14 protein-coding genes are annotated in these 13,086 nt (G+C 66.0%); 7 read left to right on the top strand and 7 right to left on the bottom strand.

The genetic code is table 11. The features are described from left to right. Positions 1-504 (bottom strand): dihydrofolate reductase, encoded by a 504-nt coding sequence (locus RhoFasB10_RS13750; RefSeq protein WP_308115184.1) that lies wholly within the window; start codon positions 502-504, stop codon positions 1-3. Further along, positions 501-1,301 carry a thymidylate synthase gene (locus tag RhoFasB10_RS13745; RefSeq protein WP_346764397.1) on the bottom strand — a complete coding sequence of 267 codons (801 nt, stop codon included), beginning with the start codon at positions 1,299-1,301 and terminating at the stop codon, positions 501-503. Before RhoFasB10_RS13745 ends, RhoFasB10_RS13750 begins: the two co-directional genes overlap by 4 nt. 54 nt (positions 1,302-1,355) lie before the next feature. Between RhoFasB10_RS13745 and RhoFasB10_RS13740 the strand changes: the two genes are divergently transcribed. Then, positions 1,356-2,222 carry an Fpg/Nei family DNA glycosylase gene (locus RhoFasB10_RS13740; RefSeq protein ID WP_167676822.1) on the top strand — a complete coding sequence of 289 codons (867 nt, stop codon included), beginning with the start codon at positions 1,356-1,358 and terminating at the stop codon, positions 2,220-2,222. Here RhoFasB10_RS13740 and RhoFasB10_RS13735 read toward each other — a convergent pair. Further along, positions 2,215-3,759, bottom strand: coding sequence for a carboxylesterase/lipase family protein (locus RhoFasB10_RS13735; RefSeq protein WP_167676820.1), 1,545 nt, complete (start codon positions 3,757-3,759; stop codon positions 2,215-2,217). The genes RhoFasB10_RS13740 and RhoFasB10_RS13735 overlap by 8 nt on opposite strands. Before the next feature lie 52 nt (positions 3,760-3,811). Here RhoFasB10_RS13735 and RhoFasB10_RS13730 point away from each other — a divergent pair, with 52 nt between their 5' ends. The 5 genes from RhoFasB10_RS13730 (at position 3,812) to RhoFasB10_RS13710 (ending at position 8,991) form a co-directional block, all read left to right on the top strand. After that, positions 3,812-4,402, top strand: coding sequence for a molybdenum cofactor biosysynthesis protein (locus RhoFasB10_RS13730; protein WP_167676818.1), 591 nt, complete (start codon positions 3,812-3,814; stop codon positions 4,400-4,402). Between the two features lie 86 nt (positions 4,403-4,488). Further along, positions 4,489-5,868, top strand: a complete 1,380-nt coding sequence (locus RhoFasB10_RS13725) for an SLC13 family permease (RefSeq protein WP_167676816.1) — start codon at positions 4,489-4,491, stop codon at positions 5,866-5,868. Between the two features lie 14 nt (positions 5,869-5,882). Next, the gene (locus RhoFasB10_RS13720; protein WP_167676814.1) at positions 5,883-7,082 is read left to right on the top strand and encodes a CoA transferase; all 1,200 of its coding nucleotides are present in this window, start codon (positions 5,883-5,885) and stop codon (positions 7,080-7,082) included. Beyond that, entirely contained in the window at positions 7,082-8,005 is a 924-nt protein-coding gene (locus tag RhoFasB10_RS13715) for a hydroxymethylglutaryl-CoA lyase (protein ID WP_167676812.1), read from the top strand. Before RhoFasB10_RS13720 ends, RhoFasB10_RS13715 begins: the two co-directional genes overlap by 1 nt. Further along, positions 8,002-8,991 (top strand): D-glycerate dehydrogenase, encoded by a 990-nt coding sequence (locus RhoFasB10_RS13710; RefSeq protein ID WP_167676810.1) that lies wholly within the window; start codon positions 8,002-8,004, stop codon positions 8,989-8,991. The genes RhoFasB10_RS13715 and RhoFasB10_RS13710 overlap by 4 nt, the downstream gene beginning before the upstream one ends. Here the strand turns inward: RhoFasB10_RS13710 and RhoFasB10_RS13705 are convergent. After that, positions 8,979-9,755 (bottom strand): IclR family transcriptional regulator, encoded by a 777-nt coding sequence (locus RhoFasB10_RS13705; RefSeq protein ID WP_254303481.1) that lies wholly within the window; start codon positions 9,753-9,755, stop codon positions 8,979-8,981. The two genes, RhoFasB10_RS13710 and RhoFasB10_RS13705, sit on opposite strands and share 13 nt — an antisense overlap. A 9-nt stretch (positions 9,756-9,764) precedes the next feature. Then, positions 9,765-11,201 (bottom strand): NAD(P)/FAD-dependent oxidoreductase, encoded by a 1,437-nt coding sequence (locus RhoFasB10_RS13700; protein WP_167676808.1) that lies wholly within the window; start codon positions 11,199-11,201, stop codon positions 9,765-9,767. A 29-nt stretch (positions 11,202-11,230) separates the two neighbouring features. Here RhoFasB10_RS13700 and RhoFasB10_RS13695 point away from each other — a divergent pair, with 29 nt between their 5' ends. After that, positions 11,231-11,989: an SDR family oxidoreductase gene (locus RhoFasB10_RS13695; RefSeq protein ID WP_167676806.1), complete on the top strand. Its 759-nt coding sequence runs from the start codon at positions 11,231-11,233 to the stop codon at positions 11,987-11,989. On the opposite strand, the gene RhoFasB10_RS13690 is transcribed toward RhoFasB10_RS13695, so the two are convergent. Continuing rightward, positions 11,990-12,235 (bottom strand): DUF2630 family protein, encoded by a 246-nt coding sequence (locus tag RhoFasB10_RS13690; RefSeq protein ID WP_167676803.1) that lies wholly within the window; start codon positions 12,233-12,235, stop codon positions 11,990-11,992. It lies immediately after the preceding gene. A gap of 34 nt (positions 12,236-12,269) precedes the next feature. Beyond that, entirely contained in the window at positions 12,270-13,034 is a 765-nt protein-coding gene (locus RhoFasB10_RS13685) for a crotonase/enoyl-CoA hydratase family protein (protein ID WP_068424560.1), read from the bottom strand. Positions 13,035-13,086: the final 52 nt, after the last annotated feature.

The following is a 13,086-nucleotide window of genomic DNA, read 5'->3' as shown; positions in this document are numbered from 1 at the left end:
TCAAGCGGTTCGGTAAGCCTTGCCGTACTGGACGAAGCGGTAGCGGATGCCGTCGTTGCTGCTCGTCTGCCACTCTCCGGGGGACGCCGTCCATTCGTCGGACACCTCGGGTGCGACGGTGTCACCCTCGATGTCGAGGTCGATGTCCGTCACCTGAAGCTCCGACGCGAAAGGCAGTGCAGCGCGGTAGATTTCGCCTCCGCCCATGATCCAGACAGTGTCGTCGACCAGTGACAGTGCGTCGTCGATGCTTCCGACCCCCTCGGCGCCGTCGGCCGACCAAGCGGGATCGCGCGTCACGACGATGTTCCGACGGCCGGGCAGGGGACGGAATTTCGGCGGTAGCGAGTCCCACGTCTTGCGGCCCATGACGACGGGGTGGCCCTGCGTCGTCGACCGAAAATGCTTCATGTCCTCGGGGACGTGCCACGGGATGGTCCCGCCGTCACCGATGACACCGCCGCGGGCCTGCGCCCAGATCATGCCGACGTGGCGAGCAGTCACACCGCCACCGGCGCCTTGATCGCCGGGTGGTGCTGGTAGTCCAGGATCTCGATGTCCTCGAATCGGTAGTCGAAGATCGAATCCCGGTGCGCCAGCTTCAGAGTCGGGTAGGCGAACGCCTCACGGGAGAGCTGTTCGGTGACCTGCTCGCGGTGGTTGTCGTAGATGTGGCAGTCACCGCCGGTCCAGATGAACTCGCCGACCTTCAGCCCGACCTGATCGGCGACCATGTGGGTGAGCAGCGCATAGCTCGCGATGTTGAACGGCACACCGAGGAACATGTCGGCACTGCGCTGGTACAGCTGGCACGACAGGGTGCCGTCGGCGACGTAGAACTGGAAGAACGCGTGGCACGGCGCGAGGGCCATCTGCGGGATGTCGGCGACGTTCCAGGCCGAGACGATCATGCGTCGTGAATCGGGATCGGTGCGCAGGGTCTCGATAACCTGACTGATCTGATCGATGTGCTCACCCGACGGCGTCGGCCACGACCGCCACTGCACGCCGTAGACGGGACCCAGTTCTCCGTTCGGACTCGCCCACTCGTTCCAGATGGTGACGCCGTGATCCTGCAGCCACTGCACGTTGGAGTCGCCGCGCAGGAACCACAGCAGTTCGTACACGATGGACTTCAGATGCACCTTCTTGGTGGTGATCAACGGAAATCCCCGAGACAGGTCGAAGCGCATCTGGTGGCCGAAGACACTGGTCGTGCCGGTGCCCGTGCGGTCGGACTTCGGGGTGCCGGTCTCGGACACGAGCCGCAAGAGATCCTCGTACGGGGTTGGAACCATCACGGTGAGCCAGTCTATATCCCGTGCACGAGCACGGCGGGCCCGCATAATGGGGCAATGCCTGAGCTACCCGAGGTCGAAGCGCTCGCCGGGTTCCTGCGCGAGCACGCAGTCGGTTCCGTCGTCGGTCGTGTCGACATCGCGGCGCTGAGTGTTCTGAAGACGTTCGATCCGCCGATCACCGTGCTGCAGGGGCGCGACGTCACCGATGCCGCGCGGTTCGGCAAGCACCTGGCGCTGCAGGCGGGTGACCTCTGGATGATCACCCATCTCTCGCGCGGCGGGTGGCTGCGCTGGACGGACAACCCCAGCGCCGCACCGCCGAAGCCCGGCAAGGGGCCGCTCGCGTTGCGGGTGCACTTCTTCACCCCGGAGGGTCTGACACCCGCGATCGACCTCACCGAGGCGGGCACGAAGAAGCGGCTCGCGGTCTGGGTGGTGCACGACCCGAGCGAGGTGCCGGGCATCGCCCGACTCGGACCGGACGCGCTGGCTGTCACCGAGCCCGAGTTCGCCGAAATTCTCGGCGGCACGACGGCCAGGTTGAAGACGTCGCTCGTCGACCAGGCTCTGATCGCCGGTATCGGCAACGCGTATTCCGACGAAATTCTGCACGTGGCGAAGTTGTCGCCGTTCGCGTCGTCGAGCAAGCTCGATGCGGAGTCCGTTGCCACGCTGTATCGGGCGATGCGCGACGTGCTGACCGATGCAGTCGCGCGCTCGGTGGGCCAGGACGCAGCCCGACTCAAGGGGGAGAAGCGGTCCGGCATGCGGGTACATGCCAGGACCGGCCTGCCGTGCCCGGTGTGCGGCGATCCGGTCCGCGAAGTCTCGTACGCCGAGCGTTCGTTCCAGTATTGCGCGACGTGTCAGACCGGCGGCAAGATCCTCGCCGACCGCCGGATGTCGCGCCTGCTCAAGTAGTGCTCGGCTCGGTCTTCAGGCTCGCGTAGCCGCGGTAGCCCTCCCATGCTCGACGACGGTCACGCCGCGGATCGCGCTGCACACGGGTGCGGGCGTCGAAGATCATCGTCTCGCGGCTCTGCTCGTCGTACTTCGGCCAGGGCGGAAGGGGCGCACCGGTTCTCGCGAACTCGAGCCACTGCGACTGCACACGTTCGGTGACGTCGGCGAAGGCCTTCCGGCCGCCCGGCAGCGTCATCGCTTTGCCGAACGCCGTGTTGCTGATGCCGAACACCGCGAACAATTCGAATCCGTGGGTGGCGTCGAGACCGAGCCACCGCATGATGCGCGGCGCGAAGTCGAAGCGGTAGCTGTAGGTCGGCGCGTACACCGAATGTGCTTCCGCCACTTCGAGCGACGGCTTCCAGAACGTGAAGTCGCCGCCGACGTCGATGGCAGCTGCCTCGGACGGGTAGCCCGGATAGGCTTCCAGCACAGCATCTTTGGCCGACGGGTCGGTCAACGAGAAGAGCTTGTCGATGCGCTCGGGGTTGGTGGGTAACGCGTCGAGCACCTTCGGGAACAGCGTGCCTTCGCGGGCATTCGTACCGATGATCAGGGGGACGCGATGCGCCGACCCGTCCTGGTACGCGTCGAGCGGATTCTTCGGTAGGTAGTCCCCGTCGACGACGGGCCCGAACGGATGCAGACCGGGAGTCGCCGACGCGACCGTGAGGGCTAATTTCGTTCCTGCTCGGCCGAGACGCGTGACGTCGGCGGTGTCGAGTGCGTGGGCAGGGTCGCCGTCGTGGCCCAGGAAGTCGAGGAACTGCGTGGCCCACTGCGTCGCGTTCGCGTGCGTGCCGACGAGACCGGGTGCCGAACTCTCCGCGATCGCCTGCGTGAAAAGCCCTTTCGCGGCGGGCGTCGCCAACAAGGTCGTGACGGCGTTTCCTCCGGCGGACTCCCCGAAGATCGTCACGTTGTTCGGATCTCCGCCGAACTGCGCGATGTTCCGCTGCACCCATTCGAGGGCTGCGACCTGATCTCGCAGACCCAGGTTGGAGTCGAATTGCCGTGCCTCGGTGGAGAACTGGGTCATGTCCAGATAGCCGAGCGCACCGAGCCGATAGTTGATCGACACGTAGACGATGCCGTGAGAGTCCTTCAGCGACCGTCGGACCAGTGAGCCGCCGCCGTACAGGGGCGTCGCCGACGTGCCGAGCGTGTACGCGCCGCCATGGATGAACACCATCACCGGCCGTGGCGTCGCACTGCGCCTGCCAGGGGCCAACACGTTGAGCGTCAGGCAGTCCTCGCTCGACGGCTGATACTTGCCGATCGAGAGCATCGTGCCGCGCTTGTGCTGCACCGACGCGTTACCCCACTCGGTCGCGTCGCGAACTCCTGTCCACGGCTCGACAGGCTGAGGCGCGCGCAGCCGACGTGGTCCGACGGGTGGCGCCGCGTAGGGGATGCCGCGCCAGGTGACGAGATCGCCCACGGTCTTGCCCTCGACGACGCCGTCCAGCGTGGCGATTCTGGTGTTGAAAGCCATGTCGGCGAGTGTACAAATTTCCCCACGCCGACGGTCGTGGACACTGAAGGTCATGGTGTTCGAATATCGAGCCGACATTCTCCAACTCCTGGTCTCACCTGCCCATGCGTATTTCGGTAGGTCGAAGGACGGGCCTGCCGACGACGTGAGTACCGACCTCGTCGAGCGGGTCGAGATCGTCGCGAACAAGGGCATTCGCGGCGACCGATTCTTCGGCGTCAAGGCCCATACCGAGGCCGCGGTGACGTTCTTGGCCGTCGAGGCGTGGGAAGCCGTCGGCGACGCGTTGGCGACGGAGATGCCCGACACAGCCGTGGCCAGGCGAAACATCGTCGTACGCGGTATCGAACTCGACCCGCTGCGCGGCGTCGAATTCGAGCTGGATTCCGGTGACGGCCCGGTTCGCTTCCGTGGCGGCAGACCGGCCCATCCGTGCGCCTGGATGGATTCGATGATCGTCGACGGTGCCCGAAAAGCGCTCATCGGGCGCGGCGGCCTGCGGGCGGAGCCGCTGACCGACGGGATGTTGCGGACTGGGCCGGTGATCGTGCGGTCGCCCGTCGAGCTGGACGCGTCGAAGGCAGCGGCGCAGGTGACAAGGGCCCAACCGCAGGTGGCGCAGCCATCCTTGCCCATGAAGTGAATCTGTGCCCATAATGTGGGTGATGGTGTGGCTCGTCACATCTACGCGCCTCGGATGGCGCCACTCACTACGTGGAAAGAACCCAAATGTCCGATATGTGGATCGTGATTCATACGGTGATCGCCGTACTCGCGGTGGTGATCTTCATCGTGCGCTTCCATTTCAACCCTGTGGTCTCGCTGGTGCTGGGCGCCGCCTACCTCGGGCTTGCGACGAAGCTCGGGGTGTCGACGACCGTCGAGACCATCACCGGAGGCTTCGGCGAGATCATGGCCGAGGTCGGTCTGCTGATCGGGTTCGGAGTGCTCATGGGGGCGGTGCTCCAGGAGATGAAGGCGATCCAACGCCTCGTCGGGACGCTGTTGAAGACGTTCGGCCCCAAGAGGCTGCCGTATGCGCTGTCCCTGACCATCGCGACCGTGCTGCAGTCGATCTTCCTCGACGTTCTGCTGGTCATCTCGGCGCCGCTCGCACGCAATCTCGCACCGAAGATCGGCAAGCTCGGCACCGCGCGCATGGCGACGGCGCTCGCGATCGGTCTCGAATGCGGCATCGTCTTCATGGTCCCCGGCGTCGCGGCGCTGGCCCTCGCCGGACTGCTCGGCGTACCGCTGGGGAAGATGATGATCTACGGCCTGATTCTGATCGTCCCCGTCGTGATCATCTCGATCGCTGTCATGACGTTCGCGTTCCGCCGCGGATGGTGGAACGAGGAGAAGGACGAGCAGGAGTTCATCTCCGTCGCGGTGGAAGAAGACGAGGATCCCGCCGACGAGCCGTTCGTTTCCGGCGGAGTCGCGCAGGCCGTACGCGCTGAGAAGCGCACGCGTCTCGTCGTGCTGTTGTCTCCTCTGCTTCTGGCGCTCGTGCTCATCGCGACCGGAGCACTACTCGAGGTAGCCGAAATCTCCATCCCCGTCGTCGAATTCGTTGCGAGTCCGGTGATCGCACTGCTCATCGGACTGGTCGGAACGTGCCTCGTCGCGCGCTACACCGTCGGCCAGAAGCGCGTCGAGAAGGCGTTGGCCCGTGGTTTCGCCGAGAGCGGCCAGATCCTGATCCTGACGGGCGTCGGTGGTTCGCTCGCCGCGATGATCAAGGAAGCCGGGCTCGGTGACATTCTCGGTCAGTACTTCACGGCGAGCACGGCGGCGCCTCTGCTGATGGTGTGGGTCATCGCCGCTGCGCTGCACATCGCCGTCGGCTCGGTGACGATCTCGGCCATCACCTCTGCAGGCATTCTCGCTCCCGTCGCGCCGCTGATCGGCCTCGACCCCGTGTTCATCGCGCTCGCGGCGGGCGCAGGATCGCTGTTCGCGGTGCACGTCACGAGCAACACGTTCTGGCTGCTGCAGTCGTTGATGGGACAGAGCACGAGGGGCACACTGAAGACGTGCTCGGTCGGCGTGTCCGTCGCCTCCGTCGTCGCCATCCTGCTGATCCTGCCCATGAGTCTGGTTCTCTGAGAGGGTAATTGACCATGAACGCACTCCCACTGAGCGGAGTTCGAGTACTCGAACTCGGTAACTACATCGCCGCACCGACCGCGGCCCGAATGCTGGCCGACTTCGGCGCCGAGGTTATCAAGGTGGAGCGTCCCGGTACCGGCGACGAACTCCGCAACTGGCGCCTCTACTCCGGCACGACGTCGATGCTGTACCGCACGATCAACCGCAACAAGAAGTCGATCGTGCTGGACCTGCGCACCGAGCAAGGCCGGCAGGACGTCATCGACCTCGCCGCGAAGTGCGACATCGTGCTCGAGAACTTCCGGCCGGGGACACTGGAGAAATGGGGGCTGTCGCCCGAGATTCTCAGCGAGAAGAACCCCGATCTGATCATCACCCGCATCTCGGCGTTCGGGCAGACCGGACCGATGTCGGAACGGCCGGGCTTCGCCGCGGTCGCCGAGTCCTACGGAGGATTCCGCAACCTCGTCGGCGATCCCGACCGGCCGCCGGTCCGCGTCGGCGTGTCCATCGGAGACTCGATCGCAGGCCTGTACGCCGCATTCGGTTGTGTCATGGCCCTTTTCCAGCGGCAGACAGCCAAGGACACGCTGTCGCTGGAGCAGCGCTCGATCGACGTCGCTCTCAACGAGTCGATTCTGTCGATGATGGAGTCGCTCATTCCCGACTATCTCGCGTACGGCGTCGAACGCGAACGCACCGGCGGCCGCATGGAAGGTATCGCGCCGTCGAACGCGTACATGTGCAACGACGGCAAGTCCGTCGTCGTAGCGGGCAACGGCGACGCCATCTTCCAGCGCTACATGAACACGATCGAACGTCCCGATCTCGGAGCCGATCCGGAACTGGCGACCAACGCAGGTCGCTGGAAGCGTCGTGACGAACTCGATGCGGCCATCAGCGCGTGGACCGGAATGCGTTCTCGTGACGAAGCTTTGAAGCAGCTCGACGCCGCAGGAGTGCCGTCGGGACCGATCTACACCGCGGCCGACGTCGTCGCCGACGAACAATACGCGGCACGAAACATGATCCAGCACTTCGAGGTCGACACCGGCGCGGACGAGCCGGCCGACGTGGGGTTCGTCGGGGTGGTGCCCGTCATCGGCGACCGCTCGCTCCCCATCCGATCGGTGGGCCCCGACCTCGGCGAGCACACCCGCGAAGTACTCTCGACCTTGCTCGGACGCACCGACGAAGAGATGGACGCCTGATGTTCCAGTTCACCCCCACCGCCGAACTCCGGGACGTCACGTTGCGTGACGGTCTGCAGCTGACCGGAAAACTACTGTCGACGGAAAGAAAGCTCGACGTCGCCAGAAGCCTGCTATCAGCCGGTGTTCCGTCGCTCGAGATCGGATCCATGGCACGCGGTGATCTGGTGCCGCCGATGGCGAACACGCTCGAGGTCATCGGCGAACTGACGGACGAGGAACTGGAGAAGTGCTGGGTCTGGGTGGCCACGCCCCGGCACATCGAGAAAGCCGCCGCGGCAGGGGCGCGCAAGTTCCAGTACTGCTTCTCGGCGTCGGATTCCCACAACAAGGCCAACATCGGCCGCCTCACCGAGGACAGTCTCGCGGCGATGCCCGACGCCGTGGAGATCACCCGCAGCGTCGACGGGCAGATCCAGCTGTGCATCGCGACGTCGTTCACCTGCCCGTTCGAAGGACAGGTGCCGCAGGAGCGTGTACTCGACATCGCCCGCGACGAGCGTACGCACGGGGCAACGGACATCGTCGTCTGCGACACCCTCGGGCAGGCCGTTCCGGCGCAGGTATCGTCGCTGATCACCCGCGTCGTCGACGAAACACCGCAGCGCCGCATCGTCTTTCACGGTCACGACACGTGGGGACTCGGTGTGGCAAACACCCTCGCTGCCATCACCGCGGGCGCCGCGATGGTCGACGGCTCACTCGGCGGCCTGGGCGGGTGCCCTTTCGCACCCGGTGCGAGCGGCAACACCTCGAGCGAGGACATTCTGTTCGCGACGCGACCCGACTGGTTCCAGCCCGATACTCTGGCCACCATGGTGGATTTGTCGGAGAAACTCCTCGCCGAACTGGGCGAGCCCATGCGCTCCAAGACCGTTCAGGGTGCGCATTCGTCAGCAGACAAGTTCGAGTGGGTGCTATGAGCCGCATCCTCGTCACCCACCCGATTCCCGCGCCCGGCATGGACATTCTCGCCGCGGCAGGCGAGGTGGAGGTCCTCGAACTCGGCCACGACGGCTTGGTGGAGCGATGCGCCTCCGGTGACTATTCGGTCGTCGTGTCGCAACTGCGCGACAAGTTCGACGCCGAGCTGCTGGCGTCGGCCAAGCTCGTCGGCATCTCGAACTATGCCGTCGGATTCGACAACATCGACGTCGCCGCGGCCACGGCGCGCGGCATCACCGTCGGGAACACGCCTGGGGTACTGACGGATTCGACCGCCGACATCGCGCTGTTGCTGATGCTGGCGACCGCGCGGCGTGCGATCGAGTCGGACAACCTCGTCCGTTCCGGCGGATTCACCGGGTGGAAGCCCGAATTCATGCTCGGCACCGACGTGTCCGGTCGTGTTCTCGGGCTCGCAGGGTTCGGCCGGATCGCACGGGCGACGGCGCGTCGAGCTCTCGGATTCGGCATGACCGTCAAGTTCTGCCCACGCCCGCCGTCGGACCGCGAGGTCAGCGACGAGGAATTGGGTGAGTTCGCCGGACGCGTCGAACACGTGTCGTGGGACGAGCTCGTCGCGACGAGCGACTTTCTGTCCCTGCACGTTCCGCTGAGCGAGTCGACGCATCACCTCGTCGACACACGGGTGCTGCACGCGATGAAGAACTCCGCGATCCTGATCAACACCGCGCGCGGGCCTGTCGTCGACGAGGCTGCGTTGGTGACGGCGTTGCGCGAGAGAGTCATCGCGGGTGCGGGCCTGGACGTGTACGAGCGGGAACCGGAGTTGGAACCGGGGCTCGCGGGATTACCGAACACGGTGTTGCTACCGCACGTCGGGAGCGCGACGGTGTCGGTGCGGTCGGAAATGGCCCGATTGTGCGCCGAGAACGCGGCAGCCATGGCGACCGGCTCGCTACCGCCGCATCCCGTCAACCCCGAAGCGTGGGGTCACGCCGGGTAGCGGCCACCGAGGGTTCGGGTGATCTGCTCGGCGTGCGAGACGAGCAGGTCCACCCATTCCTCGCACTGCGACAACGGCATTCGAAGTGTCGGGCCGCTGATGGTCACGGCACCGATGATGTCGGCGGCGGAGTCGAACACCGGTGCCGACAACCCCGACGCACCGGTCTCGCGTTCACCGGTCGTGATGGCGTAGCCGTCGGCGCGGGCCCGGTCGACCGCGGCGCGCAGCGTGTCCTTCTGCGTGATCGATTCGGCCGTCATCTGTTCGAGGGTGCCCGACAGGATGCGGTCCGCGAGTGCCGAATCGTAAGCGAGCAGCACACGGCTCGCCGATCCGACGTTCAGCGGAATCACCTTGCCGACGTACATGTCTCGGCGTAGTGCATGCTTCGTCTCGGCGATCGCGACGCACACGCGATAGTTCTGTTCCGGCCGGAAGAAGCAGGCGGTTTCGCCCGTGAGGTCTCGAACCTCCTTGAGTACGGGGTTCACGATGGAGAGGACGTCGAGATCCTTTGTGGCCGTTGCTGCCCAGTACGCCATCCGGACGCCGATGCGGATCCGATCTCCGGCGCGGTCGAGAAAACCCTGTGCGACGAGGTTGGTGACCAGGCGTTGCACCGTCGACGTCGGAATCCCGGTGCTCTGCTGGATCTCACCGAGCGTCAGCGACGGACGGTCGAACGAGAACGCGTCGAGAATCTCGGTGATCTTGCCCAACACCAACAGCGGCTGCTGCTTCGATCCGGTTTCCTGGCTCACGCGTCCAATCTACGTCCTGCGAGACTCGAGCAGCCGCAACCACACCTCGCTCACCGTCGGGTACGACGGGACCGCGTGCCACAGGTCGTCGAGAGTCACCTTGCCGACGACGGCAACCGTTGCGGCATGGACCAACTCGGCGACGCCGGGTCCGACGAACGTGGCTCCGACGACGATGTCCTTCGCCCGGTCCACCACCAGTTGCGCGTGCCCGGAGAAGTTGTCCTGCTGCAGCGACGACCCGGCCACCGCGATGTCGACGCCGAGGATCTCCACGTCGATGCCCGCGTCGCGCGCGTTCTTCTCGGTCTGCCCGACGGACGCGACCTCGAGCGCGGTGAATACGACCTGCGGGATCTGCCCGTGATCTGCCGTCGCCGAGAATCGCTTGCCGTCGAGCGGCGTGCCGTCGGCACGTGCCGCGATGACGTCGCCCGCGACGCGTCCCTGGTACTTGCCCATGTGAGTCAGCTGCGCGCGGCCGTTGACGTCGCCGACCGCGTAGAGCCACGGAATTCCAGGCACCTGCAGGTGGTCGTCGACCTCGACGGTGGCGCCGTCCTCCAACCCGACTGCCGACAGTCCGACATCGCCGCTCGTCGGCTTCCTGCCTGCAGCGACGACGATTTCGTCGACGGTGATCGTCTCGCCGCCCACGGTCAGTTCGGCAGGGCCGCCGTGGATCCTGCCGATGCCCGTGTCGTTCACGTCGGGGCGCGACACGTTCGTCACGTCCGCGTGGAACACGATCTTCGCGCCTCGCGCACGCAGTGCGTCCGCGACGAGTTCGCTCGCGAACGGCTCGGCGTTCGACAGCAACGACCCTCCACGCACGAGCATCGTCACCTCGGCACCGAGCGACAGCAACCATGTCGCGCTCTCGCTGGCGACGACCCCGCCGCCGATGACTGCGACGCGCGTCGGCACCTCGTGCATGTTGGTCGCGTCGCGCGAGGTCCACGGCAATGCCTCGCGCAGACCGGGAGTGCCGGGAATCGACGCCGTCGTACCGGTCGCGAGAACGACGGCATGTCGCGCGGTCAACGTACGGCCGTCGACATCGACGGTCTTCTCACCCGAGATGCGGCCGTGGCCACGTACGACGGAAATGCCCTCGGACTCGGCCCAGTCGACCTGCGACGAATCGTCGAGCGAATGCGTGAACGAGTCTCGACGCGCAAGGACGGCAGGCACGTCGAGCGGCTTGTCGCCGACCAACTCCAGGACGCCCGGCATGTTGCGCGCGGCGTCGAGCACCTGGCCCGGACGGAGCAGCGCCTTGCTGGGCATGCACGCCCAATACGAGCACTCGCCACCGACGAGTTCGTGCTCGACGATGACGGCAGTGCGGTCACTGCCGGCGATGGCGTAACTGGCCGCGTTCTCGCCGACGGGTCCGCCGCCGATGACGATGACGTCGAATTCGTCCGTGCTTGCTGAGGTCATTTCTCAAGAGTGACATAGGCTCGTCGGCCATGGGGCAGAGGAGACAGAAGATTCTGATCACCGGCGCGAGCTCGGGCCTGGGGGAGGAGATGGCCCGGCGGTTCGCCGCGAAGGGCCGTGATCTCGCATTGTGTGCGCGGCGACTCGACCGGCTGGACAGCCTGCGCGAAACATTGATCGCGCAGCACCCCGGCATCACGGTTGCCGTTCGAGCGCTCGACGTGACCGACCACGAAGCCGTCGTCGCCGTGTTCGGTGAGCTTCGAGACGAAGTGGGCGGACTCGACCGGGTCGTCGTCAACGCGGGCCTCGGCAAGGGCGCCAAGATCGGAAGCGGCCGCGCCGACGCGAACCTCGCCACTGCTCGAACCAATTTCATCGGTGCCCTGTCGCAGACCGAAGCAGCGCTCGAGATCTTTCGGGCGCAGAAGTTCGGACACCTGGTGCTCGTGTCGTCGATCAGCGCGGACCGCGGCCTCCCGGGACCGAAGGCCGTCTACTCCGCCAGCAAGGCAGGCGTCGCCGCACTCGGTGAAGCGCTGTCGGCGGAACTGGCAGGCACCGACATCGCCGTCACGACGCTGTTGCCCGGCTTCATCGCCACCGACATGTCCGCGAAAGCAGGCGACGCGTCGTCGATGACGGCAAGCCTGGACGCGGGCGTCACCGCAATGGTCGACGCCATCGAGAAGGAATCGCGACGCGTCGCCCTGCCCGGCCTGAAGTGGCAGGGCATCGACCTGGCCCTGCGCTTCCTGCCCAACGAGCTGACGAACCGCTTCGTGTAGTTACTGCAGGTAGTGCTCGACCTGTTCGACGCTGTTGACCTGGGCGTCGTCCGGGTTCTGTCCCGCATCGAGACGGGCGCGGCGCTGACGCAGCAGGTCCCAGCACTGGTCGAGCGCACGCTCGATCGATGCTAGTTGGGCCGTCTCGTCACTCGGGTCGATCTCGCCGGCTTCGGTCTGCGACCTCAGCTTGTGCTCGGTGGCGACCAACTGCTCGATCTTGCTGTAGATGTCGTGCTCGCTCATGAGTTCACGGTAGTCCTGCGTTGGCGATCCGTCGTCACGACGTGGCTGCCCCATGCCTTCCGGCGCCTGCGGCGAACGCCTGCGCACCGTTCAGCGCGTCGGCCGACATGGAGATGACGCCGTGTCGGAATTCGTTCACGAGGGCTGCATCCTCGACGAGCCCGTCCTGTTCGAGCAGAGACAGCCTGTCGCGTCGCATGCAGGTCTGCGGGAACGAGGCGAGCGCCCCGGCCAACTCTTCGGCTTCCCGACGCGCATGCCCGACGGGCACGACCCGGTTGGCCAGGCCGATCGCGAGCGCCTCGTCGGCGTCGACCGCGCGGCCGGTCAGAATGAGATCCATCGCACGTGATGCGCCGATGAGCCTCGGCAAGCGGACGGTTCCGCCGTCGATCAACGGAACGCCCCATCGGCGGCAGAACACGCCGAACGTCGCGTCGGCCTCGGCGACACGGAGATCGCACCACAGCGCGAGTTCGAGTCCTCCGGCGACGGCGTACCCGGACACCGCGGCGATGACCGGTTTGGACAGGTGCATGCGGGTCGGCCCCATCGGACCGTCGCCGTGTTCCGTTGCGTGATTGGATCGTTCGGTACCGAGCGCCTTGAGATCGGCGCCAGAGCAGAACGTCCCGCCTTCGCCCCAGAGAACCGCGACGGCCGCGTCGTCGTCGGCATCGAAGTCCTCGAACGCGGCGACGAGCTCGGCCGCCGTCGGACCGTCGACGGCATTCCTGGACTCGGGGCGCGACAGCACGATCGTCGTGACGGGCCCGGAGCGCTCGATCCTCACTGCCATGCAGTCGACGGTACCCAGCAGGCCTTGCTTGAAGCAATGAATCGGTGCTTCA

This window comes from Rhodococcus sp. B10, assembly GCF_011770055.1.
GTDB classification, from domain to species: domain Bacteria; phylum Actinomycetota; class Actinomycetes; order Mycobacteriales; family Mycobacteriaceae; genus Rhodococcoides; species Rhodococcoides kyotonensis_B.
This window is presented reverse-complemented; position numbering and strand designations above follow the sequence as displayed.